Origin of the sequence: Comamonas aquatilis (assembly GCF_965139575.1) — a bacterium.
In the GTDB taxonomy this organism is placed as follows: domain Bacteria; phylum Pseudomonadota; class Gammaproteobacteria; order Burkholderiales; family Burkholderiaceae_C; genus Comamonas; species Comamonas aquatilis.
The window spans coordinates 86279-113232 of sequence record NZ_CBCSIW010000003.1; the positions used below are offsets into that span (position 1 = coordinate 86279).

The window sequence follows — 26954 nt, forward strand, 5'->3', positions numbered from 1 at the left end:
ATGACCCACATGGCGGCGAAGTGCTGCGTTTCAAGACCTGAGACGCCTACCCGGGCACTTAAGGACAGTATTCCATGGTTTTGCGTCGGTGCAGCCAAACCGCGACTCCTGTTTTGCGGTAGGAGAGCCGCCGTGGCGGACGAAAGCCTATTTCGGCGCTCTCATTGCGTTACCGGACGGTATTTCTTGAGTTTCAGGTCCACAAAATCGTCCTGGCCCTGCGTCAGGCGTATGCGTACCGGCAGATATTGCATGGTCGGGGCCAGCCAGATTGCGCCCTGCTGGTCGCTTTTGCTCTGGCCGGGCAGCTTGTCCAGGCGCAGGGCCATGACGCTGCCTATGGGCAGCTCCAGCGCCTCGGTAGCGCCCACCCTGAAGCGCCAGCGAATGGCGGATCTGGCGCCGCTGGTGGTCAGGTCGATCACCGTACCCTGTGGATAACGTTCGGGGCCGGCCGCCATCAGGGCCGACAGCTGCAGGAAGACGCTGAGCCTGTCCTGCACGCCTTCGGCAATGGCGGCATCTGCCGTACCGTCGCTGAACCTGGCTTTGCCGGCGGGCAGGTCAAAGCTGGCGGACTGGGTTTTGCGGCCTTTGTCGGTGAAGTTGAGCGGCTGCAGGCCGCTGGGGGTGATCAGGCCTTCGCTGGTCTGGGCACGCTCGCCCAGCAAGAACATGCTGATGGACTGGCGGGCCTGGTAGTACTGGCCGTCGTGCTGCCATTGCAGCTCGGCACCTGCCGAGTAGTTGAAGCCTTTGACCTGGCCGGAGGCATTGAACTCCAGCGTGGCCCCGCCGGGCAGGGCGATGGGCAAGGGCGTTCCCGGCGGCAACGGGGCGCTGCCGGCCGGCGTGATCTGCATGGGCTTGGCGGTATCGCCATCGCTGATTTCTGCGGGCTCGGGTTCTGGCGCGGCTACCGGCGCAGATGGCGCTTCTATTTCAGGAGCTGCTGGCGATTGTGTATCAACGGCTGGTGGCTGATTTGGCTCAATTTCTGGCGCTGCCGGCTCTGCCGACGGTGCCGGAGCTGGCGCTTTGGGCTTGGGCACCGCTTGGGGGCGGGGCTTGGGCGGCGCGGCCGGTTCAGGTGCAGGTGGAGGTGGCGGCGGCGGTGCAATCTCCACCATGCGGGTCTGCATCAGCAGCTGATCGTCCTTGGCCTGGGGTGGGATGTCCGCAGCGGGCAAGCTCCACAGCAGCGCAGCATGGGCCGCCAGGACCACGCCGGTCACGGGGATCAAGGCTTTGGAGGGGCTGCCCATGGTGGGTTCCGGTGCAAGTGCTTTCAGGTCTCTGGCGGCAGCAGCTGCGCACTGCTCCAGCCCAGATCGCTGGAGAGCTGGCGGGCCGCGGCCTGCAAGGGGGCGTCTATGGCGCCACCATATTCGGGATCGAAAGTCGCCAGCGAGCCCAAGGTCATCAAGCCCAGGACGATATGGCCCGAGGCATCGAACACCGGCACGCAAAAAGCCACGATGCCGGGCAGCACGGTATCGACCACGCGGGCCGTGCCGCGCTGCAGCACCTCGGCCAGCATGGCGTCCACGGCCTCCAGCGTCTGGGGCAGGTCCTGGCGGCGGGCCTTGCGGGCGCGCTCCAGCTCGGGCTCCAGCAGCGGGGCGGTCATCTCGCGCGGCAGCCAGGCCATATAGCAACGCCCCGTGGCCGAGGCCAGCATGGGCATCACATCGCCCAGGCGCAGATTGGCGGTGACGGACTGTGCGCATTCTTCCCAATGCACGATGGTAGGGCCGTGGTTGCCCCAGACGGCAATCGCCACCGTGTGGTTGAGTTCCTCCATGAGCGAGGACATGCGGGCCCGGGCCAGCCGCACCGGATCCAGCCGGCTCAGCGAGGCCAGACCGATTCTGAGCGCCGCAGGCCCCAGGTCATAGCGCAGGCTGCGCTCGTCCTGCGTGACCAGGCCTACGCGTTGAAAACTGACCAGATAGCGATGAGCCTTGGCGGCACTCATGCCCGCATTGGCCGCCAAGTCCTTGAGCATGAGTGGGCCACGGGCTTGTGCCAGGGCCTCAACTAGGGAGAAACCCACTTCAACCGACTGAATCCCTGCGCGTTCCTTGTCCATTGCAATAGAATTTGTTTTTGTTTAGTTAAATCAATTTAACCAATCGTAATTTGGTGTCGTGCTGACTGGCATGTTTCCAGGGCTTTGGCGCCCTACGATTGGCAGGAGCGGCAATGAAACTGGCAACTTACAAGGATGGCTCGCGTGATGGGCAACTGGTCGTGGTTTCGCGCGACCTGAGCCTGGCCCATTATGCGACGGGCATTGCAAGCCGCATGCAGCAGGTGCTCGATGACTGGGCCTATCTGGCGCCCCAGTTGCAGGATCTCTCGCACGAGCTCAACAGCGGCAAGGCGCGTCACGCGTTTCCCTTTGACCCTCAGCGTTGCATGGCACCGTTGCCGCGCGCCTACCAATGGGCCGATGGATCGGCCTATATCAACCATGTGGAGCTGGTGCGCAAGGCGCGCAATGCCGAGGTGCCGGCCAACTTCTACACCGACCCGCTGATGTACCAGGGCGGCAGCGATGACTTCATAGGCCCGCGCGACGAGGTCATCGTGCCCAGCACGGCCATGGGCATCGATTTCGAGGCCGAAATCGCCGTCATCACCAGCGATGTGCCCATGGGCAGCACGCCCGAGCAGGCGCTGGACGGCATACGCCTGGTGGCTCTGGTCAACGATGTCAGCCTGCGCAATCTCATTCCCAACGAGCTGTCCAAGGGCTTTGGCTTTTTCCAGAGCAAGCCCGCCACGGCATTCAGCCCCGTGGCCGTCACGCTGGACGAACTGGGCGATGCCTGGAAGGGCGGCCGCCTGCACCTGACGCTGCAATCGACCTGGAACGGCCGCAAGGTCGGCATGTGCGATGCGGGCGAGGACATGACGTTTCACTTCGGCCAGCTGATTGCCCATATCTGCAAGACCCGCAATGTGCGCGCCGGCTCCATCGTGGGCAGCGGCACGGTGAGCAATCGTGGCGTGGAAACCGGCAAGGGCAAGGACAAGCGCATGGAGTGGCCCAAGGGCTATAGCTGCATTGCCGAAAAGCGCTGCATAGAAACCATTCAGGACGGCGCGCCCAAGACCGAGTTCATGCAGTTCGGCGACACCATACGCATCGAGATGAAGGGCAAGGACGGCCAGAGCATTTTTGGTGCCATTGACCAGAACATTGCCCCGCCCGGCGGCAGCGATGCCGCTGCAGCAGATGTCCAGTCGCTCTGAACCCGGCCTGGAAAACGCCATGTCCCCTCTGAAGAAGCCTTTGCTGCAGCGCGGCCTGCTGGCTGCCGCCCTGGCGCTGTGCACGGCCATGGCCTGGGCCGCGCCGGCGATCGAGCGCTCTTCCCAGGAGTCGCCCATGGCCGTGTCCGCCATGGGCTCTGTCAAGGCTGCGACCTGCCCGCCGCCGGTGCAGATGCCTACGCAGGCAGAGCTGCAGGCGCTGGCGCAGAACCTGCAGGACCGGGGCTTGCTCTGGCGGGTCGGCCATGGCGGGCGCAGCAGCTGGCTCTACGGCACCATGCATGTGGCCAAGCGCGAGTGGATGCTGCCGGGGCGCAGCATCATGCAGGCCATGGCGGGCGTGGACAAGCTGGCGCTGGAGCTCAATGTGACGGATCCGGAAGTCGGCAAGGCATTGGCGCAGGGACTCAAGGCCCGTGACGATGCGCCCGAGCTGGCGGCCGCACTGGCTGCGCGCCTGGAGCAGCAGCGCCAACAGGCTTGCGCGCCGGAGCTGGCCGGTCTGCGCCCAGAGGCACAGGTGCTGGGTCTGCTGGCCATGGCGGGCCGCAGCCATGGGCTGGATGCCCAATATGGCGTGGACATGATGCTGGCGGGCATGGCCAGCGGCATGCGCAAGCCGGTGCTGGCGCTGGAAACCGTGCAGGCCCAGCTCGCTGAGCTGGTCTCGGACGACCCGGTCGAGATAGAGGAAGCCGTGAGCGACGGCCTGAAGCAGCTGGAAAGCGGCACAGCACCGGAGCAGATGCAACTGCTGGCCCAGCTATGGGCCGAGGGCAACGAGCAAAAACTGGAGAACTACGCCGACTGGTGCGACTGCGCCAATACGCCGCGTGAGCGTGCCCAGCTCAAACGCATGCTGGACGACCGCAACGCAGGCATGGCAGACGGCATCGTCCGGCTGCTGCAGCAAGGTCAAAGCGTGTTTGCGGCCGTGGGCGCGCTGCACATGGTCGGCCCCCAGGGCTTGCCCACGCTGCTGCGCCAAAAAGGCTACCAGGTAGAGCGCGTGAAGTTCGCGCCGCCGGCCCCGAAAGCAATACCGCCAAAAACACATTCAAAACCCATGGTCACGCAATAAAGACAAGCGCCAGCTGCTATCAAAAACAATAAACGGCAGCGGGCGCGGGGTCTGAATCTCGATTTCAACACCCACACATCACCCCCTAAGGAGACAAATGATGGATCGTCGTCAATTTCTGGCCGCTGTGGCTGCCAGCTCGGCTGCAGCCGCTTCCCCTTTTGCCATGGCGCAGGAATGGCCTGCCAACCCCGTGCGCTGGGTTGTGCCTTACCCACCGGGCGGCGGCACCGATGTGCTGGCCCGCACCGTGGCCGAGTCCATGCGCAAGACGCTGAACCAGACCATCGTGGTGGACAACCGCCCGGGTGCTGCCACCAATATCGGCGGCCAGATGGTGGCTTCGGCCAAGCCCGATGGCTACACCATCATGTCGGCGGACAACGCCATCCTGGCCTTCAACGAGCACTTGTTCAGCAAGCTGCCCTTCAGCCCGGAAAAAGACTTCACGTATGTGGGCGGCATCAGCCGTTTCCCGCTGGCGTTGGTGGTCAACCCGAACTTCGAAGCCAAGGATTTCAAGGAGTTCCTGGCCTATGCCAAGGCCAACCCCGGCAAGCTCAACTACGCCTCGCCCGGCAATGGCTCGCCTCACCATCTGGCCATGGAGCTGTTCAAGAACCGCACCGGCACCTTCCTGACCCATATCCCTTACAAGGGCGCCGCCCCCGCCGTGGCCGATGTGATGGGCGGCCAGGTGCCTTGCATGTTCCTGGACCTGGCCTCGGGCCTGCCCATGATCCAGTCCGGCAAGGTGCGAGCCCTGGCCATAGGCACGGCCAAGCGCGTGCCCAATCTGCCCAACGTGCCCACGCTGGCCGAGCTGGGCATCAAGGATTCCGAGGTCTATGCCTTCCAGGGCATTCTGGGTCCCAAGGGCTTGCCGCCCGCCATCGTTCAGCGCCTCAATGCCGACTTGAACAAGGCGCTGCTTGACCCCGCCGTGGTCAAGCGCATGGCTGACTTCGGCATGGAAGCCCTGCCCGGCACACCCGAGCAATTCCACGCCCTGGCCCGCGCCGAAGCCAAGCGCTGGGGCGCGGTCATCAAGGCCGCCGGTGTGAAGCTGGACTAAGCGTTCGGCTTTCTGGAATGGCCAAGTCATTGCGCATGGCTTGAACAGCCATGCAAGGCCTCGTCGGCCTGCATAGCAACAGCCCTGCAATCTTGCGTTGCAGGGCTGTTTTCAATAGGGGAGTATGCCGGGTAGCAGTTGGCGGCTCAGGCGCTCGCGCCACCATTGCTGGGCACGGCCGCGCGCATCGCTGCGCCAGGCCAGCCAGAAGGTCTCGGGTGGGCGCGGTTCCTCCACCGGCAGCTCCACCAGCATCCCCGTTTCCAGCTCCACACGCACGCAGGCGCGCGGCAGAAAGCCAAGCCCCAGGCCTGCGAGCTGGCATTGGATTTTGGCCTGCATATTGGGTACGGTGATACGGCGCTGGCCCGCCAGCAAGCCCACCGTGCGGTCGGTCAGCGAACGCGCGCCGTCGCCCACCACCACGGCCGTGTGCTCCAGCAGATCGCTGCGTGCCAGGGGGCGGCCCAGGCGGGTCAACGGGTGGCTGGCCGTCACGCAGAACACAAAATCCAGCTGGCCCACGGCCACGGCCTTGTAGCCGCCGCCGGCCGGGCCTTCACCTGCTGCCACCACCAGATCGGCCCGGCCTTCGCGCAAGGCTTCCCAGGTGCCGGTCAGCGTCTCACTGCCTATGCGCAGCCGCGTGCCGCTGTTCAAGGCCTCGAAAGCCTGGATGTCGGGGCCGAAGGCGCTGGTGGGGATCAGCGAGTCGTGCACCAGGCGGATCTCGGTCTCGAAACCCGTGGCGATCTGGCGCAGCCGTGATTCGAGTTGGCGTGCGGCAGCCAGCAGCCAGCGCCCTTCCTTGAGCAGCTCCTCACCCGCGGGTGTGAGGCTCACACGCGGACCGTTGCGCACAAACAGGTTCAGGCCCAGTTGCTCCTCCAGCTTGGACACGGCATAGGAGATGGTCGACGGCACCTTGTGCAGGCGTTCGGCCGCGCCCGCGAACGAGCCGTAACGCGCGATGGTGTCCACGAGTTCGATGGCTTCCAGGGAGAGTTTGAGCATGCGGATTTTGCGTAAAAAATAATCATCGAAATTATCGATGGTTAAGAGCATTTTCTTTCAGCATAAAGATCGTGATGGCCGCAGATACTTCATCCATCGCAACACGGAACGCAGAGAAAAAGCCAAGATGGCTCTCCGCAGGAAGTGTGAAATTCATCGAATCAACAGGAGATTTCCATGCTCGAAATTCGCCAATCCAAGCACCGCGGTCGCGCCAATCACGGCTGGCTGCAATCGCGTCACACCTTCTCCTTCGGCCACTACCGTGATCTGAACCAGCAAGGCTTCTCGGACCTGCTGGTCATCAACGATGACCAAGTGTCCCCCGGCCAGGGTTTCGGCACCCATGGCCACCGCGACATGGAAATCTTCTCCTACGTGCTGGACGGCGCTCTGGAGCACAAGGACTCCATGGGCACGGGCTCGGTGATCCGCCCCGGCGACGTGCAGATGATGAGCGCCGGCACCGGCGTGCAGCACAGCGAGTTCAACCATTCGGCCCAGGACCCCGTGCACTTTCTGCAGATCTGGATCGTTCCCGGCGAACGCGGCGCCACCCCGCGCTACCAGCAGGTCCATGTGGACGAGGCCGAAAAGCGTGGTCGCCTGCGTCTGATCATCGCCCCCGAAGGTCAGGACGGCACGCTGGCCGTGCGCCAGGACGCCCGGGTCTATGCCGGCCTGTTCGACGGTGCCGAGTCCGCCGCACTCGATGTGGGGCCAGAGCGCCACGTCTATGTGCATGTGGCCCGTGGCAGCCTGAATGTCAATGGCGAGCGCCTGTCCGAAGGTGACGGCGCCCGCATCCGCAACGCCGGTGCCTTGCGCTTCGATCAGGGCGAGCAGGCCGAGGTATTGGTCTTTGACCTGCGCCCCCGAGAGTTGCCTGCTCTGTAAGCAGCTGTTGTCTGCCCCCTGTTTTCACACCGCTTTCTTGTTTCTCCTTCAACCTCGCTTTCGCTTTCACCCGGAGTATCACCATGACCAACGCCAACACTGCCATTGCCCGTCCCGTCGCTGTCGCCAAGCCCGGTGCCAAGCTGCTCAATCCCCATGACCACACGCTGATCATGATCGACTTCCAGTCGCAGATGGCCTTTGCCACGCACTCCATCGACCCCGTGCAGCTGCGCTCCAACGCTGCCCTTGTCGCTTCGGCCGCCGCCGGCTTCGGCGCCTCCACCATCCTGACCACCGTGGCGGAAAAAAGCTTCTCCGGCCCCATGTTCGAGGAAGTGACCGCGCCTTTCCCCGGCCAGGCCCTGCTGGACCGCACCTCGATGAACACCTGGGAAGACCAGGCCGTGATCAACAAGGTCAACGAGATCGGCAAGCCCCGCATCGTGCTGGCCGGCCTTTGGACCAGCGTATGCATCGTCGGCCCGGCCCTGTCGGCTTTGGATCAGGGTTTTGAAGTCTTTGTGATCGCCGATGCCTGCGGCGACATCTCCACCGAAGCGCACAACCGCGCCGTGGACCGCATGGTGCAGGCTGGCGCCCAGCCCATCACCTCGCTGCAATACCTGCTGGAAATGCAGCGTGACTGGGCTCGCACCGAGACCTACGACATGACCACGGGCATTGCCAAGAAGCTGGGTGGCGGCTACGGCATCGGCATCACTTACGCCAAGACCATGTTCGGTGCCCACGAGGGTTAAAAGAGCGCACCATCTTTCTGTCGTGCAGACCGATCTCGCACCTGCGGTCTGCACGCTACGAAATCTGGCGCACTCTTCGCGCCGCTGAAATTCCAGAGACATCCATGACCCAGCTCACCACCCCCGACCTGATTCTGTTCAACGGCCGCTTCACCACGCTGGACCGCAGCAAGCCCACGGCCACGGCCGCTTCAGTGCCGTCGGCAGCGACCGCGAAGTCCTGCCTCTGGCCGGCTCGCAGACGCGGCGCATCGATCTGGGTGGGCGCAGTGCGCTGCCCGGACTGATCGACAACCACCTGCACCTGATTCGCGGCGGCCTGAACTTCAATATGGAGCTGCGCTGGGACGGTGTGAAGAGCCTGGCCGATGCCATGGCCATGCTCAAGGCCCAGGTGGATGTGACCCCTGCGCCGCAATGGGTGCGCGTGGTGGGCGGCTTCACCGAGCACCAGTTTGTGGAAAAGCGCCTGCCTACGCTGGCCGAGCTGAACGCCGTGGCCCCCGACACCCCGGTTTTCATCCTGCACCTGTACGACCGCGCCTTGCTCAACGCCGCCGCCTTGCGCGCTGTGGGCTATACCAAGGACACGCCCGAGCCGCCCGGCGGCCAGATCCTGCGCGACAGCGCCGGCAACCCCACGGGCCTGCTGCTGGCCAAGCCCAATGCGTCCATCCTCTACGCCACGCTGGCCAAAGGCCCCAAGCTGCCGCGCGACTACCAGCTCAACTCCACGCGCCACTTCATGCGTGAACTCAACCGCCTGGGCGTGACCGGTGCCATTGACGCGGGCGGTGGCATGCAGAACTACCCCGACGACTACGACGTGATCCAGGAGCTGGCCGATGCCGATCAGCTCACCATTCGCCTGGCCTACAACCTGTTCACGCAAAAGCCCAAGCAAGAGAAGGACGACTTTCTGCGCTGGACCTCCACCTCCCAGTACAAGCAGGGCACGGACTACTTTCGCCACAACGGCGCGGGCGAGATGCTGGTGTTCTCGGCCGCCGACTTCGAGGATTTCCGCCAGCCCCAGCCCGAACTGGCCCCGGGCATGGAAGGCGAGCTGGAGGAGGTGGTACGCATCCTGGCCCAGAACCGCTGGCCCTGGCGCATGCATGCCACTTACGACGAGACCATCGACCGCGCCCTCAATGTGTTCGAGAAGGTCAATGAAGATATCCCCCTGGCCGGCTTGAACTGGTTCTTCGACCACGCCGAAACCATCTCCGAAAAGTCCATCGACCGCATCGCGGCCCTGGGCGGCGGGGTGGCCGTGCAGCACCGCATGGCCTACCAGGGCGAGTACTTCGTCGAGCGCTACGGCGCTGCCGCGGCGGAGGCCACGCCCCCCGTCAAGCGCATGCTGGAAAAGGGCGTCAACGTGTCCGCCGGCACCGATGCCACCCGCGTCGCCAGCTACAACCCCTGGGTCTCGCTGTCCTGGCTGATCACGGGCAAGACCGTGGGCGGCCTGCAGCTCACGCCCCAGTGCAACTGCCTGACTCGCGACCAGGCCTTGCGCATGTGGACCGAGAACGTGACCTGGTTCAGCAACGAACAGGGCAAGAAGGGCCGCATTCAGGTGGGCCAGCTGGCCGACCTCATCGTGCCTGACCGCGATTTCTTCGCCTGCCCCGAGTCCGATATTGCGGACACCTCGGCCCTGCTCACGGTGGTGGGCGGCAAGGTGGTCTACGGCGCCGGCGCTTTCGCCGACTTGGACGAGTCGGCCCCGCCTCTGGCCATGCCCGACTGGTCGCCCGTGCGCACCTTCAAGGGCTATGGCGCCTGGGGTGTGCAGGAAGGCGCACCGCTGCAGGCCGTGATGCGCAATGCAGCAGCGAATTGCGGCTGTGCCAGCAGCTGCAACATGCACGGCCATGCCCACGCCACGGCCTGGAGCAGCAAGCTCCCGTGGCCGACCTCAAGGGCTTCTGGGGCGCCCTGGGCTGCGCCTGCTGGGCGGTGTGACATGGGCAACGCGCTGCACGCCGCCGCCACCGCACCCTGGGTGCAGTCGCTGGCCCTGCTGTGCCTGTGTGCCGCCTACCTGCAAGGCGGCGTGGACAAGGCACGCAACTTCGGCGGGGCTGTTGCCGAGATGCGCCAGTTCGGCCTGGCGCCGGCCGCGCCCATTGCGGTGGCCACCATCGCACTGCAACTGGGTGCCTCGGCGCTGATCGTCTCGGGCTGGTACCGCTGGGCGGGCGCCCTGGCGCTGGCGGCCTTTACCGTGGCCGCGGCCTTGCTGGCCGATCGTTTCTGGGCTGCGCCGCGGGCCGAACGCCAGCGCACAGCCAACGCATTCTTTGAACATTGGGGCCTGGTGGGCGGCATGCTGCTCGTCGCCTGGCACGACCTGGGAGGCCACCGTGCCGGATAACAAAACCACTAACACCTCGGGCAGCTTCGCGCCGCTCGCAATCCCTGTCTTTGCCGTGCTGTGGGCCGCCACGGTGCTGGGCAATATCGGCAGCTTCATGCGCGATGTGGCCAGCGCCTGGATGGTGACCGAGCTGTCCAGCAGCCCCACGGCCGTGGCCTTGATCCAGACGGCGGCCACGCTGCCTGTCTTTCTGCTGGCCATTCCTGCCGGTGTGCTGTCCGACATCCTGGACCGTCGCCGTTTCCTCATCGGGGTGCAGGTGCTGCTGGGCGCCGTGAGCGGAACGCTGCTGGTGCTGGCCCAGACCAACACCCTCACGGTGGAATACCTGGTGGCTCTGACCTTTGTGGGTGGCATAGGCGCCGCCCTCATGGGGCCGACCTGGCAGTCCATCGTGCCCGAGCTGGTGCCGCGCAGCGAACTCAAGAGCGCCGTGGCCCTGAACTCCCTGGGCATCAACATCGCCCGTGCCATCGGTCCGGCTGCCGGCGGCCTGCTGCTGGCCAGCTTCGGTGCCGCTGCGGCCTACGGCCTGGATGTGCTCAGCTATGTGTTCGTGATCGCCGCCCTGATCTGGTGGAAACGCCCCAAGGCCGAAGCCTCGGGCCTGAACGAGCAGTTCTTCGGTGCCTTCCGGGCCGGCGTGCGCTATGCCCGTGCCAGCCGCGAGCTGCATGTGGTGCTGCTGCGTGCCGCCGTGTTCTTCCTGTTCGCCAGCGCGGTCTGGGCCTTGTTGCCCCTGGTGGCACGCCGCATGCTGGGCGGCACGGCCGGTTTCTACGGCGTGATGCTGGGGGCTGTGGGCGCAGGGGCCATTCTGGGCGCCGTGCTGCTGCCCCAACTGCGCAAGCGCCTCGATACCGACGGCCTGGTGCTGCTGGCTTCGGTGGTCACGGCCTTTGTCATGGCCGTGCTGACCCTGGCGCCGCCCCAGTGGCTGGCCGTGGTGCTGATGCTGGTGCTGGGCCTGGGCTGGATTCTTGCGCTGACCACGCTCAACGGCGTGGCCCAGGCGGTGTTGCCCAACTGGGTGCGTGGCCGCGGCCTGGCGATCTACCTCATGGTGTTTAACGGCGCCATGGCTCTGGGCAGCCTGGGCTGGGGTCTGATTGCCGGTCAGATGGGCCTGCCGGTCACGCTGCTGATCGGTGCTGTGGGCCTGGTGGTGGTGTCGCTGACCTTCCACCGCATCAAGCTGCCCACCGGCGAGGCTGACCTGCAGCCGTCCAACCACTGGCCCGAGCCGCTGCTGGTCGAGCCTGTGGCCCACGACCGTGGCCCGGTGATGATCCAGATCGAGTACCAGATCGCCCGTGAGGACCTGCCCGCATTTCTGCAGGCCATGCAGCAGGTGGCCCAGGAACGGCGCCGCGATGGGGCCTATGCCTGGGGGGTGGCCGAGCACACGGGCGAGTCGGGCCGGGTGATCGAATGGTTCCTGGTCGAATCCTGGGCCGAGCATCTGCGCCAGCATGGCCGCGTCTCCAAGGCCGATGCCGACCTGCAGGCCGCTGCGCTGCGCTACCACCAGGGGGCAGACAAGCCTGTAGTCCACCACTTCCTGGCGCTGGACGGCCGCAGCGCCCAGACCGAGCCTGTCATGGCTGGTCACTGAGCATGCAATCGGCGTTCATTGCCGATTCGAACCATGCGCAGCAGGACTCAGCTGTGTTCAATCACATGAATGACTTCAACATAAAAAAAGCCCGGGCATTCCAGGCCTTTTTTATGTTGAATTGGCTTCAAACCGATATCCAGTAAGCGCAAGGTGCTATTGAATTGCGATTTCTCCTTGTGCGCCGCAGCGATGTTCAGATCAGGGCTGCGGACTGTGTGCTGGGGCTGACGCTGTGGCCGTAAATCGCGACCCGGTTGCGGCCGCCGCGCTTGGCGGTATAGAGCATGGCATCGGCCTGCTGGAAGACGGTTTTGATATCGGCATCGCTATCCGGCCAGGCCGACACACCCAGGGACACGGTGATATGGCCTACAGCGGGCAGCGGCGTGCTCTCCACCAGCGCACGCAGGCGTTCTGCCACCTGGGCCGCACTGTGTAGCGGTGCCTTGGGCAGCAGCAGCAGGAACTCTTCGCCTCCCACACGGCAGGGAACATCGTCCAGTCGCGAAACTTCGCGCATCTGCAGGGCCAGCAGCCTGAGTACCTCGTCGCCGGCATCGTGACCAAAGCCGTCGTTGACCCGCTTGAAGTGGTCTATATCCAGGGCCACCACGGCAAACGGAATGCTCTGCGCTTGAAACTCGGCAATGGCTGCGTCCAGATGGCGGCGGTTGCCCAGGCCGGTGAGGGGGTCGGTGTTAACGTCCTCGCGCAGCTTGGTGATATTGCGATGCAACAGGCCAATGCCTTTGATCATGGCTTTTTTCAGTTCATGGGACTCGAAATACCAGGACTTGACAGACTGGATGTTCTGCGCGGTTTCGGGCTTGTCCATGTCGTGTGCGCCATTGGCCAGCTGTCGCAGAGGGCTGGCAATGCGGCGGGCGCTCCACCAGATCACCAACAGCATGATGATGGCGATGGGCAGGGTCTTGTAGAGCACGGAGCGCATCAGCTCGTTGAGCGGCGCCAGAGTGGCGGCTCTGGGTCGCTGGGCCACGATGCCCCAGCCCGTGGAGGGCACGATGGCATAGCCGGCCAGCATCTCCACGCCCCGGCTGTTGACCAGCGGAACGTGGCCGGATTCGCCCTCATGAAGCTGTTCGATGGCGGCATTGTTCTGAATTCTTTCCCCCACACGCTTGCCGTCGGGGTGATAGATGATTTGCTTGCTCTTGTCCACCACATAGACGTAGGAGCCGTCGTGGTAGAAGTGCGAGCCCAGCAGCGTGTCCAGCATGCTCTCCTGCTTGAGGTAGATGCTGCCGCCCACGACGCCCAGGAACTTGCCGTCGGCCGCAAAAACCGGCTGGGAAATGAAAATGATGAAATTGCCCGTGATAGCCAGATAGGGCGAGCTGATCACCGGCTTCTTGGTCTCCAGAGCCTCAAGCACGTTGGCACTTTTCAGTGTCTTGCCCTTGATCTGCAAGGTATCGGGCGAGGTGGCCAGCACATAGCCGGTGTGGTCGAGGACAGTGACGGAGTTGAAGCTCTTGGTCTGCAGGCGCAGGCGCGTAGCCTCCTGGCTCAGGTAGTTTTCGTCGCCCATGTGCGGTCCCAGTAGCTTGGCGCTGTAGTCCAGCTGCTGCAGGGCGGACTGCAGAAAATCATCGGTGCTGCGGGCCAGCTTGTTGGCATAGGCATAGTGGCCTTCCAGCGTGTTGTCTATCAGTTGCTGGCGCTGCACCAGATAGCCGGCGTAGAAAGTGTTGGCGAACGGGATCAGGGCGCTGCAGATGGTCAGCACCAGAATCAGGCGGCGCAGATCCATTTTGTAGCTCGTGTTTGGCATCTGCGGCCCTCAGTTACTCATGACGGTTGAATTCATTCAATGTGCGGGCGCGCCGCATCCGGCCCGGCGCCACTTTGACCCAAGGTCTGCATTATGGGCGGATGCGCAAGCTGTGCCTGCTGCAGGTAATTGCCAGGTGCAGTAAGTCCGGCGGGGTCAGGCCCGCTGAACCTGGACGGCGCAGTCGTAAAAGCAGGGTGCCCGGCCTATGTCGGTGAGCTGCTGGTGGGTTAGCTCGTTCACATTCGTGCCGTTCAGGCCCTGCTTGCGCCACCAGATGCCCAGCCCGACCACCACGCCGGGGCGCGCTCTGCCGTTGATGGCCGCGTGACAGATATGCTCGCCCCGGGCGTTGAAGACGCGCAAGGTATCGCCATCGGCGATGCCGCGCGCGGCGGCATCGTCGGGGTGCAGCTCCAGCAGCGGCCGCTCTTCCATGCGCTGCAGGCTGGCCACGTTGGCAAAGGTGCTGTTGAGGAAGTTGCGCGCCGGCGGCGAGATCATGGCCAGAGGAAACTCGGCCGTGGGTGGCTCGTAGTTGGGCAGGTAGTCGGGCAAGGTGTTGATGCCCAGTTGGGCCAGCCGGGGATTGTCGAACTCGCACTTGCCCGAGGGCGTGGCAAAGTGCCCTTCAGCAAACGGCGCGTCGGGCAGCGGAATATTGGCGAAGCCGCGCTCCAGCAACTCTTCAAAATCAATAGCTGTATACGCAACTGCTGCGCGGCATAGCGCTTCATCCGACTCTGAAAAATGGGGCGCAGCAAAGGCCGGGTCCAGCCGCGCCATATGTGCGGCAAGGTCGCGGAAGATCTGGCCGTTGCTGCGGGCCTGACCTTCTGGCGCAATGGCCGGGCGGTTGAGCAGCACATCGGTGTGGCCGTAGCTGCCGTGGATGTCCCAATGCTCGAGCTGGGTGGTGGCCGGCAGCACATAGTCGGCATGGTCGGCGGTGTCGGTCAGAAAATGCTCGAGCACCACGGTGAACAAGTCCTCGCGGGCAAAGCCTTTGGCTACCTTGGCCGATTCGGGCGCCACCGCCACGGGGTTGCTGTTGTAGACCACCACCGCTTCGACCCTGGGGCCGAATTCGGCGTCGCCGGGGTGCCGCAGCACATCGCCAATCTGGCTCATGTTCAGCGTGCGCGGACGGCGCTCGCCCAGCAGTTGGGGCATGTGCAACTGCGGCCGGTTGAAAGGCGAAACGCCCGAGCTGGACAGCAGCAGACCGCCGGCACGGTGGCGCCAGGCGCCGATCATGGCTGGCAGGCAGGCAATGGCGCGCACGGCATTGCCGCCACCGCGCACGCGCTGCATGCCGTAGTTCAGGCGGATGGCGGCGTGCTCGGTGGTGCCGTAGTCGCGCGCCAGAGAGCGAATCTGTTCCTCCGCCAGACCGCAGACGGCGGCTGCGCGTTCGGGTGTCCATTGCAGTGCTCTTGCTTTGAGAGCATCCCAGCCTTGTGTGTACTGGGAAATATAGTCTTCATCTAGCCAGTTGTTGACTATGAGTTCATGCATCAGCGCCAGGGCCAGCGCGGCATCGGTGCCTGGCAGCAGCTGCAGATGTTCATGGCATTTGTCGGCGGTCTCGCTCTTGCGCGGATCGATGCAGATCAGCTTGGCGCCATTGCGCTTGGCCTCTTGCGCATAGCGCCAGAAGTGCAGATTGCTGGCAATGGAGTTGCTGCCCCAGATCAGAATCAGCCGGCTTTCGGCAAAGAACTGCACGCGCATGCCCAGCTTGCCGCCATAGGTATGGGCCAAGGCTTCGCTGCCGGCGCTGGCGCAGATGGTGCGGTCCAGCAGGCTGGCGCCCAGCTGGTGAAAAAAACGCCGGTCCATGCTCTCGCTTTGCACCATGCCCATGGTGCCGGCGTAGCTGTAGGGCAGTATGGCTTCGGGATCGCGCTGAGCAATCGCGTGCAGGCGCTGGGTGATGTCGGCAAGCGCCTCATCCCAGCTGACGGGAACGAACTGGCCGCTGCCCTTGGGGCCGCTGCGCTTCAAAGGCTGCAGCACGCGATCGGCGTGATAGCTGCGCTCCGTGTACTTGCTGACCTTGGCGCAGAGCACGCCGCCGGTGTGCGGGTGGGCGGTGTTGCCTTGCACCTTGATGGCAGCTCCCTGGGACACCGTAGTCACCAGCGAGCAGGTATCGGGGCAGTCATGCGGGCAGGCGCCTATGACTTGAACGGGAGCGTCGGAGGAGTGAGGCATGGCGTGGGGCGGTTGACGGGCCGCTCTCGGGTGGTTGGAGCCGGCTCATGGATTTTTGCGCGCTTCATTATGCGGCGCTCAGCCCTGTCAGGACGCAAAAAAATGAGGCGTCAATTGCGTGGTCTCAGCCAGTGCCTGAGGTCTCTTCGGCATGGGTCGCAGCGCGGCGCGCTTTGGGTCATGATGTGCTTGTTTTACATTGACGATCTCAAGGAGAAAGCTCATGACTTTGCTGCCAGAGCTTCAAGACAGCGCAGAGGCCATCAGCGCCCTGCGCCGCGAAATTCATGCCCACCCTGAACTGTGTTTCGAGGAACTGCGAACCTCGGACCTGGTTGCCAACGCGCTGAGCGGCTGGGGTATCCCCGTTCACCGCGGTCTGGGCAAGACCGGCGTGGTGGGCATCATCCACGGCCGCGATGGCGGCCAAAGCGGCAAGGCTCTGGGCCTGCGTGCCGACATGGATGCCCTGCCCATGCAGGAGTTCAACACCTTTGCCCATGCCAGCCAGCATGCAGGAAAAATGCATGCCTGCGGCCATGACGGCCACACGGCCATGCTGCTGGCGGCAGCGCAGTATCTGGCGGCCCACCGCGACTCCTTTGACGGCACGGTCTACACCATCTTCCAGCCTGCGGAAGAGGGCGGCGGCGGTGCGCGTGAAATGGTCAAGGACGGCCTGTTCACCCAGTTCCCCATGCAGGCCGTATTTGGCATGCACAACTGGCCGGGAATGAAGGCTGGCACCATGGCCGTGGGGGCCGGGCCGGCCATGGCTTCCAGCAACGAGTTCAAGATCGTGGTGCGCGGCAAGGGCGGCCATGCGGCCATGCCGCATATGGTGATAGATCCCGTGCCCGTGACGGCCCAGCTCATCATGGCTTTCCAGACCATTGTCAGCCGCAACGTCAAACCCATCGAGGCCGGCGTGATCTCCGTCACCATGGTCCATGCGGGCGAAGCCACAAATGTGGTGCCCGACAGCGTGGAACTGCAGGGCACGGTGCGCACCTTCTCGCTGGAGGTGCTGGACATGATCGAGCAGCGCATGCAGCAGGTCAGCAAGGCCTTGTGCGCCGCCCATGGCGCGCAATGCGAGTTCGAGTTTGTGCGCAACTATCCGCCCACCATCAACACTGCCGCCGAGGCCGAGTTTGCCCAGGCCGTGATGCGCGAGATGCTGGGTGATGAGGGCGTGCTGCCGCAGGAACCCTCCATGGGCGCGGAAGACTTTGCCTTCATGCTGCTGGAAAAGCCCGGAGCCTATTGCTTTATCGCCAATGGTGATGGCGACCACCGCGCCTTGGGTCATGGCGGCGGGCCCTGCACCTTGCACAATCCCAGCTATGACTTCAACGACACGCTGATTCCGCTGGGTGGTACTTTCTGGGTCAAGCTGGCGCAGCGCTGGCTGGCCAATCCGACACGCAGCTGATTTTTTGCGGCGACGGGCATTCTGTCTGAATGCCTGTCCCGATCAAGGCTCCGCTGTCAGGTGCCGAGCGCTTGAATTTACCTGCTTGGTCTGCGCGGGGCGATATGTTTTTCGCGCCAGGTTTCGGGTGAGCAATCAAAAAGACTGCTGAACCAGCGCGTGAAGGCACTGTGGCTGTTGTAGCCCAGCAGGTTGGCGATCTGGCCAACGGAATAGTCAGGGTTGCGGACGTAGCGCTGCGCCAGCTCGTAACGGACTTCAACCAGCAGGTCGCTGAAGCTGACACCTTCGCTATCGAGTTCCCGCTGCAGCGTTCGTACGCTACGCCCCAGACCTTGAGCGACACTGGTGCAGGTGGCATTGCCCGAAGGCAGCATCAGGTAAATGGCTTTGCGCACCAGTTGGGCGACCGAGGCTTGCCGGCCCTGCTGGGTGGTGTCCACCATGGTCTTGGCATAGCGCACCAGCACCGGATCGGCCATGGGGTTGGCCGTCTCCATGTCTTCGGTGCGCAAGACAATGCCATTGAAATCGGCATCAAACTCCACGCGACAACGGAACAGCTGCTTGTGCAGGCTGGTATCGATCGGGGCGGCGTGGCTGAAGCAAACGCGCTGAGGATGCCAGCGTTCGCGCAACAAGAATTCGCAGGTGCGAAACAGCACACCAATCGCCAGCTCCATGGACTGCGGAAAAGCCTCGGAGATGGTGAACTCCTCTCTCAGCACCACGACACCGTTCACATCTTCCATGTGAACCAGCAGCGATTCATTGAGCAGATGTGCATGCTCGATCAACGCGCTCAGCACCGTGCGCAGCGTGGGCTGATGCAGCAGCAGCAGGCTGACCACGCCGAAATTGGAGACCTGGCGCGACTGCGCCATGCGCAGGCCAAAGTTTGTGCAACCCGTGGTTTTCGCCGCGTCTTCCAGCAGGCGTCCGGCGAGCCGCACATCGATCAACTGGTCTTGCTCGCGCACCAGGGCCGGGCGCAGGCCGGCACGGCGCATGGCCGTATCCGGGTCTCCCCCTAGTTCACTGAAGAGTTCGGAAAAATTAGTCAGAGACGCTGCACGTACCAAGTTGACCATGACTGCTCCACCAAAAGGGCAGCGGGATTCTGGCATGAGATGCACAGCAGGCGGCATGAAATGCACAACCTATGTGACACAGGTTTTCTACAGTGGATTGACCGGGCGGCGCAGTTTGCGAAAAAGCCCGGACTTAAAAGTGTAGGAGACAGTTATGCGGATAAACCCTCTGACCTGTGCCCTTGGTGCAGAGCTGCTTGGTGTGCAGTTGGCGGACGCAGTGCACGATGGCGAACTTTTCTCGGAGATCAGGACGGCCCTGCTCCAGCACAAGGTGCTGTTTCTGCGCAGCCAAAACATCAGTCGTGCAGAGCATGTGGCTTTCGCCCGTCGCTTCGGTGAACTGGAGGACCATCCGGTCGTCGGCAGCGACCCTGAACACCCGGGTCTGGTACAGATCTACAAAACGCCCGACAAGCCCGTGGACCGGTATGAAAACTCCTGGCATTGCGATGCCACATGGAGAGAGATTCCGCCCATGGGCGCCGTGCTGCGCTGCATTGAATGCCCGCCGTTGGGCGGCGACACCATGTGGGCCAATATGGCCTTGGCCTACGAGAGGCTGCCTCAGCACATCAAGGAGGTGATTGCACCGCTGCGCGCCCGTCACAGCATCGAGTGCACCTTTGGTGCCGCCATGCCGCTGGAAAAGCGCCTGGCCCTCAAGGCCCAGTACCCCGATGCGGAGCATCCCGTGGTTCGCACCCACCCCGAAACGGGCGAAAAAGTTCTTTTCGTCAGCGGCTTCACTTCGCATTTCACGAACTTCCACACGCCGGCGAATGTGCGTGTGGGTCAGGACTTCACCCAGGGCAGCTCCAGTCTGCTGCAGTACCTGATCAACCAGGCCTCGATTCCGGAATACCAGGTGCGCTGGCGCTGGGAGCCCAACAGCATTGCCATCTGGGACAACCGGGCCACGCAGCACTACGCCGTCATGGACTACCCGGCATGCCATCGAAAGATGGATCGCGCCGGGATCATTGGAACCCCCACGTACTGAGTTCGATACCGCGCTTTTTATTCATAACAACGGAGACAACACCATGAACTTCCTCGACGGCCACCTCTTCCCCGAAAACCAGCAGCCGCTGATCATCACCGCTGCACCCTATGCTCCCTCGTGGATGCCCAGTGACTTTCCCGGCGAAATCGCCGTCACCATGGAAGAGCAGATCCAGAAAGCCGTGGACTGCTACAACGCAGGTGCCCAGGTGCTGCACCTGCATGTGCGCGAACTCGACGGTCGCGGCAGCAAGCGCCTCTCGAAGTTCAACGAGCTGATCGCCGGCGTGCGTGCCCGCGTGCCCGAGATGATCATCCAGGTTGGCGGCTCCATCAGCTTTGCCCCCGAAAACGATGGCGCCGCCGCCAAGTGGCTGTCCGACGACACCCGCCATATGCTGGCCGAGCTGGACCCCAAGCCCGATCAGGTGACGGTGACCATCAACACCTCGCAGATGAACATCCTGGAGCAGTTCGATGCCCGCGATATCCAGGGCACTTCCATGGAAGACCCGGCCGTGTTCAACGCCTACAAGGAAATGACCGTGCCCGCCCAGCCCGGCTGGGCCGAGGAGCATATCCGCCGCCTGTCCGAGGCCGGCATCCAGAGCGCCTTCCAGTGCTACAACATCAACAGCTTCGAGTCGGTGGAGCGCCTGATGCGCCGCGGCATCTACAAAGGCCCGCTGGTGCTGAACTGGGTGGCGATTGGCGGCGGCATGGACGCCCCCAACATCTACAGCCTGGCCCACTTTGTGCGCGCCGTACCCGATGGCGCCGTGCTGACCGTGGAAAGCTCGGTGCTCAACGTGCTGCCCATCAACGCCATGGGCATTGCCATGGGCCTGCATGTGCGCTGCGGCACCGAAGACAACCTGTGGAACCAGACCCGCACCGAAAAAATGGGCACGGTGGCGCAGATCGAGCAACTGGTACGCATGGCCAAGGAGTTCAGCCGCCCCATCGCCACGCCGGCGCAGGCGCGTGAGATCTGCCAGATTGGTGTGTTCTACGACAGCGTGGAAGAGACGCTGGAGAAGAACGGCTTTGCCCCCAACCGCAACGGCGCCCAGCAAGGCTTTTTGCGCAAGGTGGCTTGAGAGCAAACGCACAGGAGTAACGCATGAAACGCATTGCAGTTTTTTTACCCCTGGCCTTGGCCGCCGCTTTGCAGACCGGCAGCGCCATGGCATTCACCGACAAGCCCGTCAAGCTCATCGTTCCCGCCCCGCCGGGCGGCACGATCGATGTGTTTGCCCGCATCATCAGCGACCAGCTGGCTTTGGAAATCAAGCAGCCGGTCATCGTCGAGAACCGGCCGGGTGCCGGTGGTGCCCTGGCCATCAAATACATGCTGTCCCAGCCGGCCGACGGCAACACCTTGCTGGTCACGGTGACCAATATCCTGACCGAAGTGCCGCATGTGCTCAAAGGCGGCTTTGATCCCATGAAGGACGTGAGACCAGCATCCCAGATGGCGCGCTCGCTGCAGGTGTTCATTGCCTCGCCGCAGTTCCCGGCCAAGGATGCCAAGGAAGCCATTGCCTATGTGAAGGCCCATCCGGGCCAGGTATCGTTCGCCTCATACAGCCAGGGTACGACATCGCAGTACGCTGGCGTGATCCTGAATCAGAAGGCGGGATTGGATATGCAGCATGTGCCATTTCCCGGGTCTGCGCCCGCCTTGGCGCAAGTCATGGGCAATCAGATCCCGCTGATGTTCGATGGATCGGTGACTTCCAAGCCCTTGATTGCCAGCGGCAAGGTGAAGCTGCTGGCCGTGAGCTACAAAAACCGTTGGGCTGAGTTCCCGAATGTGCCGACCATGGCCGAGCTAGGCTACCCGGAGGTGGATTTCAGCAACTGGTCCGGCGTGTTTGCCTCGGCCAAGACGCCGCAGCCGCTGATGGAGAAGATCCATGCCACGATGCAGAAAATCAATGCGAGTCAGGCCGTGCAGGCGCGCTATCAGGCCACAGGCTTTGAGCCCATTCGCCAGGAGCGTTCTCTGGAGCAGCTCTCCACCGATCTGCGGGCGGAGTTCGATCGCAACGGCGAAATCGTCAAGACCTATGGCATCAAGCTGAACTAGGCTTTTGGCGGCCATGTCGGCGTGGCCGCACAGTCCTTGACATCGTTGATGTAACGCAGCCAGCGCTTCGTCAGAAGCGCTGGCTTTTTTGTGGGTCCAGCGGGTGATGAATACCAGCCAAAGATCGCCGGCGGCGCCATGGCGCTGAGCTTATCTTAGGGATTTCACCTTGGGTCTCTGGCACCAAATGCGCAGCCACTGGCATCAACTGCACAAGGCTGAAAGTCTTACTTTTTTAGAGTGGCTTCGCGGATCAAAACCGCGACTTCATAACGAAAAGGAGACCCAGCCGTGCCCCGATTTCCTCTGTGTTTTTTTTGCCTCTGTGCGCTGTCTGCTGCCAGTGCGGCCAACGCGCAATCCTCCGTCACCTTGTTTGGGGTGATGGATGCCGGTATCAGCCGCTATAGCGTGCACAGCAATGCCTGGGATGGTTCGGGTCGTACCGCAAGCCAGAGTGTCTGGGCGCTGTCACCCTCTGGCAACCTAGCCAGCCGGATCGGCATTCGCGCTGTCGAAGACCTGGGCGGCGGCAGCTCTGCCAGCCTGTGGCTGGAGGCACCGGTGACCAACGACACCGGCGGCGGCGCGCTGAATTTTGGGCGCCGCTCCACGGTCAGCATGACGAGTCAAAAATGGGGTGAAGTCCGTCTAGGGCGCGACCATACGCCTTCTTTTTTGAATGACTGGGCTTTTGACCCCTTCACCGTCAACGGCGTGGGCGTGAACCTGATTGCCGTGGTGAGCAGCAATCTGGCCATCGGCCGTGCGCTGGGCACACAGACTACCGGCACGCTGACCGAGCGGCTGCTGGGCGGTGGTTTGTCGGCGGGTACTGACAGTTATTTGCGTGCCAGCAACACCATTGGCTATCACCTGCCGCAAGGCTTGGGTGGCGTGTATGGGCAACTGATGTATGCCTTTCCAGAAAACACTTCCAAGCGCGGCCGCTATGCGGGCGGGCGCATTGGCTGGGCCCAAGGTCCTACCGATGTGGCACTGGGCTATGGCGAGAGCATGCTGGGCACTTTCAACGGCCGCAAGGAAACCATCAAATCGCTGAACCTGGGTGCTTCGTACAACTTTGGCTCGGTCAAGGTGTTGGGTGAATGGTCTCAAGTGCGCAATGCCCGCAGCGATGTGGCAGCCACCGATCGCTATGACGGACTGATGGCCGGTGTGCAGCTTCCTGTGGGCAACCATCAGCTGCGGGCCTCTGTGGCCCGTGTGCAGTTCAAAAACGGGCAAGGCACGGGCGATGCGTCGGTCAACAAGCTGGCGCTGGGCTATGTGCACAACCTGTCCAAGCGCACGGCGCTTTACACCTCTGTTTCCCGCATCAGCGTGAGCAATGGAAGCAACAATCCCGGCATCATCGGCGTGACTCCGCTGGCGGTCAGCAGCGCGCTGATCATGCCGCAACCGAGCTACAGCACCAGCCCCGGCATGCAGCCGCGCAGCGCACTGGGCGTTGACTTCGGCCTGCGCATGATTTTTTGAGCGTTCTTATCTGCAATGCTCCGCAGACTGCCGCCCAGTGGAATAGGGCTCTCATACCCTACGGGGTGGTCTGCTGAAAATGGTGATTCAAGGTGGGTTGGGCTGGCTGGCGAGGGCCAGCCCTTTTTTTCTTTTGATATGGTTTGTAAATAAAAAAGAACGGTCGTTCTAATTCAAAGAGTTTTTCGCTACACTGGTCCGGATTCTTAAAGCCCAGGAGACTCTAAATGTCCGATCTCAACACCGCTTTCGAGGCTGCAGTCAAAAACTCCACCTCGATCAGCGAGCGCCCAGACAACGCCACGCTGCTCAAGATCTATGCGCTGTACAAGCAGGCCACCGAAGGCGACAACGAGGCCAAGAAACCCAGCTTTACCGACATGGTGGGACGTGCCAAGTGGGATGCCTGGGAAAAGCTCAAGGACACGACTGCTGACGAAGCCAAGCAGCTCTACATCGATCTGATCGAGTCGCTGCGCTGATTCGCTCCAGCCGCAATCGCAAGCAAGACCCCGGATTCCGGGGTCTTGTTGTTTCAACGCCCGTATAGGTCCAAGACCGGAGCGCTGAAACGGGCATACCTAAGCGGGGTGTCGTTTCCCTGATGTGAAGCGACGTTGCGACTTAAGGGGATCAATACTTGTTCGAGAAATTGGCGCTGATGCGCTGACGCAGATACTCCGCCCCCGTAATGGGCGGATATTTTTTGTCCGGACCTTCGATGAGCGCGTCCTCGTTGGCCTGGCAGAAGAATGCCAGGCTGTAGCGTGCGCCCTGGTACTCATGGGGCAGAGGGTTGCGCACGCGATGGAAGTTGCTGGGCAGCTGGTCGTCGCTCCAGCGGGTCAGCATATCGCCGATATTGCAGGTGATCACGCCTTCCACCGGGTCTACCGGCGTCCATTGCTCGGATGCGGCATCCTTGCCGGGCAGCACCTGCAGTCCACCCTGACCTGCGCGCTGAAACAGCAGGGTGAGGCAATCAAAGTCGGTATGCGCCCCGGCGCGCCACAGGCCTACTTCGTGCTTGAGCGCGGGGTCTGTCGCAAAGTAATGCAGCATGCGCAGCGTGCTCTGGTAGCCGGGCAGGTCCGGGTTGTGTGCGCGGGTGAAAAATTCGGCATCAAAACCCAGCTTGTAGGCAAAGCAGGACAGCAGCTTCATGCCCACCTGCCAGCACTGACGCTCAAAGTTCAAGGTGGCTTGTTTGAAGCCCGGCAGTTCCTCCTCGCCAGGCCACAGGCCTTCCATGCGCGGGCGGGTGACCTGGTAGGACTCCTTCTGGTCTGGCGTGCGGGTGGAAGGGCGAATCTGGGCCTTGTGCTCCCAGCCCGAGTTGCGTGCCAGCGGCCACCGGGCCTTGGTCTCACGCGGCAGATCAAAGAACTGCTCGGCTCTGTGGAAGGCTGCGCTGATATCGTCCGGCGCAATGCCGTGGCCGGAGACCTGAAAGAAGCCAATCTCTACCGATGCAGCCCAGAGCGCTTCGGCAATCTCGGCCTTGCGATGTTCGAAATCAGAGATGTCGATCACGCGCACTTCGCGTGCGCGAGTCTCCATGCCTTGGCCGCCCATGCGGGACTCCTTGTCCAGTTCGCCAAGGCTGTAGGGGGTGTGGTGAAGGGTGTGGCTTGTCATGAGTCGTTCACTTGTAATGGCTTCAGAAACCCGCCAGTGCAGCGTCGTGGTTCCTGAAGTGATGGATAAGGCTACGCTGCGCCCAGGGCGCCGGTACCCACTTCAAGAGCAATGACCCGCGAAGCCGGTTGGGGCTTCGTGCTGAACGCTTCTACTCTCAATTTCAGTGCAGCAAACGCCGTGCCAGCATGGCTTGCGGGCAGGACATGCTTGATCCGAGGCGTCTTGCTTCAATCTGGTGCGAACGCCTGCATGAATGCATGCAGTCGCTGCGCGCACTGCACCGCCTTGAAGCATGTGTGCAGGGCTTGCCAGTGAAAAACTGCGGCAAACAAAAGCCGCCAAAAAGCAGGCACGCCAATTGCTTTGATGATGAACGAGTAGAAGCGTTCAGCCTGTGTCTTGCCGCAATGCACAGCGCCCGGAAATTGCTCATGTCCTGCCAGTCGCAGCTTCTTGCCTGGCTTTATCGCTGATAGAGACCTGAGAGTTCCACCATGCAACGTCGCCATTTCCTCGCCGCCTTACCTGTTTGTGTCGCTCCCTGGGTGCATGCCCAGGGCAGGTCGCTGACACCGCTCAAGTTCACGCTGGACTTTCGTGTCACAGGTCAGACCGCACCGTTTTTTCTGGCACAGCAAAAAGGTTATTACCGCGACGAAGGGCTGGATGTGAGCCTGGATGTGGGCTCGGGCTCGGTGGCTTCGATCACCCGGATTGCCAGTGGCGCTTACCAGCTGGGCCTGGGCGATATCAGCTCGCTGATCGAGTTCAATGCGCAGAACGCCGGCACGCCGCGCGTGCAAGCCGTCTACCAGTACTACAACCGTGCGCCCTTCGTCATCATCGGCCGCAAGGACAGAGGCGTGACCACGGATTTTCAAAGTCTCAAGGGCAAGAAGGTGGCCGCAGCGGCGGTGGAGTCCACGCGCCGTGCCTGGCCCATGGTGGCGCGCAACAAGCAGCTGCCGGTGGATCTGTTTTCCTGGTCCACCACCGAGTTTTCTGCGCGCGACAACGTCATGGTGCGCGGCGATGTGGATGCCGCCACGTATTTCCACGACTCGGCCCTGTCGCTGTTCGCCCGCATCAAGCCCGAAGAGCTTTCCATACTGCGCTACACCGATGCCGGCGTGCAGCTCTATGGCAATGCCATTCTGGCTTCCAGCGGGCTGATTGCCGAGAAGCCGGAAGTGGTGGCCGCCTTTTTGCGAGCCACTAACCGCGCGATTGTGGAGAGCTTTGCCAACCCGGCCGCAGCCATTGCCGCCACCCGCCAACGCGAGCCGATTCTGGACGAAAAGCTGGAGCTGGCACGCTGGGCGATTACCGCCCAGTACGTGGGTGCGGCGGATACCCAAAGCCATGGCTTGGGCGACTTCAGTAAGCGCCTGCTGGAGCAGCAGGTGGACAGCGTGGTGGAGACCTTTGCGCTCAAGTCCCAGCCCTCGGCCGATGCCTTGTTCAATCGCAGCATGCTGCCCGCCAAGGCGGCGCGCATGCTCAAGGCCTGAGTGGGGAGCGCCATGTCTGTGTCCGCCACTTTGCCTTCTCTGCTGCCTGCACCTCAGGCGCTCAACGCAACCGACGGCCGTTATCTGCGCCAGGCCATTGCCCTGGCCGACCGTGCTCGCGCGCGCGGCAACCGACCCTTTGGTGCGCTGATCGTGGATGCCCAAGGCGTGGTGCTGGCCGAGGCCAGCAATGCCAACGGCGAAAGCGGCGACTGCACGGCCCATGCCGAGCTGTCGGCCATACGCCTGGCCAGCCCGCAGCATTCCCGCCAGGCGCTGGCGTCAGCCACCTTGTATTCGTCGGCCGAGCCCTGCGTGATGTGCGCGGGGGCGATTTTCTGGTCGGCCATAGGGCGGGTGATTTACGGCATCGATGCCGAGCGCTTGCGCGTGTTTCGCGGCGAGCGGCTGGACCAGAAGGATGCCGAGCTGTCCTGTCGCGACGTGTTCGGCCGTTCCTCGCACGCCATCGAATGCATAGGCCCGGCCCTGATCGACGAGGCCCGCGCCTCGCATCAGGGCGCCTGGAAAGCCTGAGTACCGACAACCG

At 62.9% G+C, this 26954-nt stretch carries 23 protein-coding genes and 1 pseudogene; 16 read left to right on the forward strand and 8 right to left on the reverse strand.

Annotation, left to right across the window (positions count from 1 at the left end; all coding sequences use genetic code 11):
• Positions 1–161: 161 nt before the first annotated feature.
• Positions 162–1265, reverse strand: coding sequence for a DUF3108 domain-containing protein (locus ACNAZA_RS05455; RefSeq protein ID WP_415795439.1), 1104 nt, complete (start codon positions 1263–1265; stop codon positions 162–164).
• Between the two features lie 23 nt (positions 1266–1288).
• A complete protein-coding gene (locus ACNAZA_RS05460; protein WP_415795440.1) occupies positions 1289–2092 on the reverse strand; it encodes an IclR family transcriptional regulator in 804 nt (267 codons plus the stop codon).
• Between the two features lie 113 nt (positions 2093–2205).
• Between ACNAZA_RS05460 and ACNAZA_RS05465 the strand changes: the two genes are divergently transcribed.
• From ACNAZA_RS05465 to ACNAZA_RS05475, 3 genes are all read left to right on the forward strand, one after another.
• On the forward strand, positions 2206–3261 hold the full coding sequence (locus ACNAZA_RS05465; RefSeq protein ID WP_415795441.1) for a fumarylacetoacetate hydrolase family protein: 1056 nt from the start codon (positions 2206–2208) through the stop codon (positions 3259–3261).
• 19 nt (positions 3262–3280) lie between these two features.
• On the forward strand, positions 3281–4363 hold the full coding sequence (locus tag ACNAZA_RS05470; protein WP_415795442.1) for a TraB/GumN family protein: 1083 nt from the start codon (positions 3281–3283) through the stop codon (positions 4361–4363).
• A 100-nt stretch (positions 4364–4463) separates the two neighbouring features.
• Positions 4464–5438 (forward strand): Bug family tripartite tricarboxylate transporter substrate binding protein, encoded by a 975-nt coding sequence (locus tag ACNAZA_RS05475; protein WP_415795749.1) that lies wholly within the window; start codon positions 4464–4466, stop codon positions 5436–5438.
• Positions 5439–5549: 111 nt separating this feature from the next.
• Here the strand turns inward: ACNAZA_RS05475 and ACNAZA_RS05480 are convergent, their stop codons facing one another.
• Entirely contained in the window at positions 5550–6452 is a 903-nt protein-coding gene (locus tag ACNAZA_RS05480) for a LysR family transcriptional regulator (protein ID WP_415795443.1), read from the reverse strand.
• A 177-nt stretch (positions 6453–6629) separates the two neighbouring features.
• Between ACNAZA_RS05480 and ACNAZA_RS05485 the strand changes: the two genes are divergently transcribed.
• From ACNAZA_RS05485 to ACNAZA_RS05505, 5 genes and pseudogenes are all read left to right on the forward strand, one after another.
• The gene (locus ACNAZA_RS05485; protein ID WP_415795444.1) at positions 6630–7349 is read left to right on the forward strand and encodes a pirin family protein; all 720 of its coding nucleotides are present in this window, start codon (positions 6630–6632) and stop codon (positions 7347–7349) included.
• An 83-nt stretch (positions 7350–7432) separates the two neighbouring features.
• On the forward strand, positions 7433–8110 hold the full coding sequence (locus ACNAZA_RS05490; RefSeq protein ID WP_415795445.1) for an isochorismatase family protein: 678 nt from the start codon (positions 7433–7435) through the stop codon (positions 8108–8110).
• Positions 8111–8214: 104 nt separating this feature from the next.
• A pseudogene (locus ACNAZA_RS05495) lies at positions 8215–10084 on the forward strand (amidohydrolase).
• A gap of 1 nt (position 10085) precedes the next feature.
• A complete protein-coding gene (locus tag ACNAZA_RS05500; protein WP_415795446.1) occupies positions 10086–10496 on the forward strand; it encodes a DoxX family protein in 411 nt (136 codons plus the stop codon).
• A complete protein-coding gene (locus ACNAZA_RS05505; protein WP_415795447.1) occupies positions 10486–12114 on the forward strand; it encodes an MFS transporter in 1629 nt (542 codons plus the stop codon). The genes ACNAZA_RS05500 and ACNAZA_RS05505 overlap by 11 nt, the downstream gene beginning before the upstream one ends.
• A 196-nt stretch (positions 12115–12310) precedes the next feature.
• Here ACNAZA_RS05505 and ACNAZA_RS05510 read toward each other — a convergent pair whose 3' ends face one another.
• Positions 12311–13891, reverse strand: coding sequence for a sensor domain-containing diguanylate cyclase (locus tag ACNAZA_RS05510; RefSeq protein ID WP_415795448.1), 1581 nt, complete (start codon positions 13889–13891; stop codon positions 12311–12313).
• A 177-nt stretch (positions 13892–14068) separates the two neighbouring features.
• A complete protein-coding gene (locus tag ACNAZA_RS05515) occupies positions 14069–16129 on the reverse strand; it encodes a molybdopterin-containing oxidoreductase family protein (protein ID WP_415795449.1) in 2061 nt (686 codons plus the stop codon).
• Between the two features lie 223 nt (positions 16130–16352).
• On the opposite strand from ACNAZA_RS05515, the gene ACNAZA_RS05520 reads away from it, so the two are divergent.
• Complete coding sequence (locus ACNAZA_RS05520; RefSeq protein ID WP_415795450.1) at positions 16353–17564, forward strand: M20 aminoacylase family protein; 1212 nt, start codon at positions 16353–16355, stop codon at positions 17562–17564.
• Between the two features lie 77 nt (positions 17565–17641).
• Here the strand turns inward: ACNAZA_RS05520 and ACNAZA_RS05525 are convergent, their stop codons facing one another.
• Positions 17642–18655 (reverse strand): AraC family transcriptional regulator, encoded by a 1014-nt coding sequence (locus ACNAZA_RS05525; protein ID WP_415795451.1) that lies wholly within the window; start codon positions 18653–18655, stop codon positions 17642–17644.
• 154 nt (positions 18656–18809) lie between these two features.
• Between ACNAZA_RS05525 and ACNAZA_RS05530 the strand changes: the two genes are divergently transcribed.
• The 5 genes from ACNAZA_RS05530 to ACNAZA_RS05550 all read left to right on the forward strand — a co-directional run bounded on the left by ACNAZA_RS05530 (position 18810) and on the right by ACNAZA_RS05550 (position 23734).
• Positions 18810–19658, forward strand: coding sequence for a TauD/TfdA dioxygenase family protein (locus ACNAZA_RS05530; protein WP_415795452.1), 849 nt, complete (start codon positions 18810–18812; stop codon positions 19656–19658).
• 43 nt (positions 19659–19701) lie between these two features.
• Positions 19702–20760 (forward strand): beta-keto acid cleavage family enzyme, encoded by a 1059-nt coding sequence (locus ACNAZA_RS05535; RefSeq protein WP_415795453.1) that lies wholly within the window; start codon positions 19702–19704, stop codon positions 20758–20760.
• Positions 20761–20783: 23 nt separating this feature from the next.
• Positions 20784–21752 carry a Bug family tripartite tricarboxylate transporter substrate binding protein gene (locus ACNAZA_RS05540; protein ID WP_415795454.1) on the forward strand — a complete coding sequence of 323 codons (969 nt, stop codon included), beginning with the start codon at positions 20784–20786 and terminating at the stop codon, positions 21750–21752.
• 291 nt (positions 21753–22043) lie between these two features.
• Positions 22044–23252: a porin gene (locus tag ACNAZA_RS05545; protein WP_415795455.1), complete on the forward strand. Its 1209-nt coding sequence runs from the start codon at positions 22044–22046 to the stop codon at positions 23250–23252.
• 227 nt (positions 23253–23479) lie between these two features.
• Positions 23480–23734: an acyl-CoA-binding protein gene (locus tag ACNAZA_RS05550; protein WP_415795457.1), complete on the forward strand. Its 255-nt coding sequence runs from the start codon at positions 23480–23482 to the stop codon at positions 23732–23734.
• Between the two features lie 151 nt (positions 23735–23885).
• On the opposite strand, the gene ACNAZA_RS05555 is transcribed toward ACNAZA_RS05550, so the two are convergent.
• Both ACNAZA_RS05555 and ACNAZA_RS05560 read right to left on the reverse strand, forming a co-directional pair.
• Entirely contained in the window at positions 23886–24890 is a 1005-nt protein-coding gene (locus ACNAZA_RS05555) for an isopenicillin N synthase family dioxygenase (RefSeq protein ID WP_415795458.1), read from the reverse strand.
• Positions 24891–25120: 230 nt separating this feature from the next.
• Complete coding sequence (locus ACNAZA_RS05560; protein ID WP_415795459.1) at positions 25121–25402, reverse strand: hypothetical protein; 282 nt, start codon at positions 25400–25402, stop codon at positions 25121–25123.
• Between ACNAZA_RS05560 and ACNAZA_RS05565 the strand changes: the two genes are divergently transcribed.
• Both ACNAZA_RS05565 and ACNAZA_RS05570 read left to right on the forward strand, forming a co-directional pair.
• On the forward strand, positions 25388–26404 hold the full coding sequence (locus tag ACNAZA_RS05565; protein ID WP_415795460.1) for an ABC transporter substrate-binding protein: 1017 nt from the start codon (positions 25388–25390) through the stop codon (positions 26402–26404). The genes ACNAZA_RS05560 and ACNAZA_RS05565 overlap by 15 nt on opposite strands.
• Before the next feature lie 12 nt (positions 26405–26416).
• Positions 26417–26941, forward strand: a complete 525-nt coding sequence (locus tag ACNAZA_RS05570) for a nucleoside deaminase (protein ID WP_415795461.1) — start codon at positions 26417–26419, stop codon at positions 26939–26941.
• Positions 26942–26954: the final 13 nt, after the last annotated feature.

Coding starts and splice junctions, on each gene's coding strand:
- ACNAZA_RS05455 (WP_415795439.1), bottom strand. CDS start 1,265: ATGGGCAGCCCCTCCAAAGCCTTGATCCCCGTGACCGGCGTGGTCCTG.
- ACNAZA_RS05460 (WP_415795440.1), bottom strand. CDS start 2,092: ATGGACAAGGAACGCGCAGGGATTCAGTCGGTTGAAGTGGGTTTCTCC.
- ACNAZA_RS05465 (WP_415795441.1), top strand. CDS start 2,206: ATGAAACTGGCAACTTACAAGGATGGCTCGCGTGATGGGCAACTGGTC.
- ACNAZA_RS05470 (WP_415795442.1), top strand. CDS start 3,281: ATGTCCCCTCTGAAGAAGCCTTTGCTGCAGCGCGGCCTGCTGGCTGCC.
- ACNAZA_RS05475 (WP_415795749.1), top strand. CDS start 4,464: ATGGATCGTCGTCAATTTCTGGCCGCTGTGGCTGCCAGCTCGGCTGCA.
- ACNAZA_RS05480 (WP_415795443.1), bottom strand. CDS start 6,452: ATGCTCAAACTCTCCCTGGAAGCCATCGAACTCGTGGACACCATCGCG.
- ACNAZA_RS05485 (WP_415795444.1), top strand. CDS start 6,630: ATGCTCGAAATTCGCCAATCCAAGCACCGCGGTCGCGCCAATCACGGC.
- ACNAZA_RS05490 (WP_415795445.1), top strand. CDS start 7,433: ATGACCAACGCCAACACTGCCATTGCCCGTCCCGTCGCTGTCGCCAAG.
- ACNAZA_RS05500 (WP_415795446.1), top strand. CDS start 10,086: ATGGGCAACGCGCTGCACGCCGCCGCCACCGCACCCTGGGTGCAGTCG.
- ACNAZA_RS05510 (WP_415795448.1), bottom strand. CDS start 13,891: ATGGATCTGCGCCGCCTGATTCTGGTGCTGACCATCTGCAGCGCCCTG.
- ACNAZA_RS05515 (WP_415795449.1), bottom strand. CDS start 16,129: ATGCCTCACTCCTCCGACGCTCCCGTTCAAGTCATAGGCGCCTGCCCG.
- ACNAZA_RS05520 (WP_415795450.1), top strand. CDS start 16,353: ATGACTTTGCTGCCAGAGCTTCAAGACAGCGCAGAGGCCATCAGCGCC.
- ACNAZA_RS05525 (WP_415795451.1), bottom strand. CDS start 18,655: ATGGTCAACTTGGTACGTGCAGCGTCTCTGACTAATTTTTCCGAACTC.
- ACNAZA_RS05530 (WP_415795452.1), top strand. CDS start 18,810: ATGCGGATAAACCCTCTGACCTGTGCCCTTGGTGCAGAGCTGCTTGGT.
- ACNAZA_RS05535 (WP_415795453.1), top strand. CDS start 19,702: ATGAACTTCCTCGACGGCCACCTCTTCCCCGAAAACCAGCAGCCGCTG.
- ACNAZA_RS05540 (WP_415795454.1), top strand. CDS start 20,784: ATGAAACGCATTGCAGTTTTTTTACCCCTGGCCTTGGCCGCCGCTTTG.
- ACNAZA_RS05550 (WP_415795457.1), top strand. CDS start 23,480: ATGTCCGATCTCAACACCGCTTTCGAGGCTGCAGTCAAAAACTCCACC.
- ACNAZA_RS05555 (WP_415795458.1), bottom strand. CDS start 24,890: ATGACAAGCCACACCCTTCACCACACCCCCTACAGCCTTGGCGAACTG.
- ACNAZA_RS05565 (WP_415795460.1), top strand. CDS start 25,388: ATGCAACGTCGCCATTTCCTCGCCGCCTTACCTGTTTGTGTCGCTCCC.
- ACNAZA_RS05560 (WP_415795459.1), bottom strand. CDS start 25,402: ATGGCGACGTTGCATGGTGGAACTCTCAGGTCTCTATCAGCGATAAAG.
- ACNAZA_RS05570 (WP_415795461.1), top strand. CDS start 26,417: ATGTCTGTGTCCGCCACTTTGCCTTCTCTGCTGCCTGCACCTCAGGCG.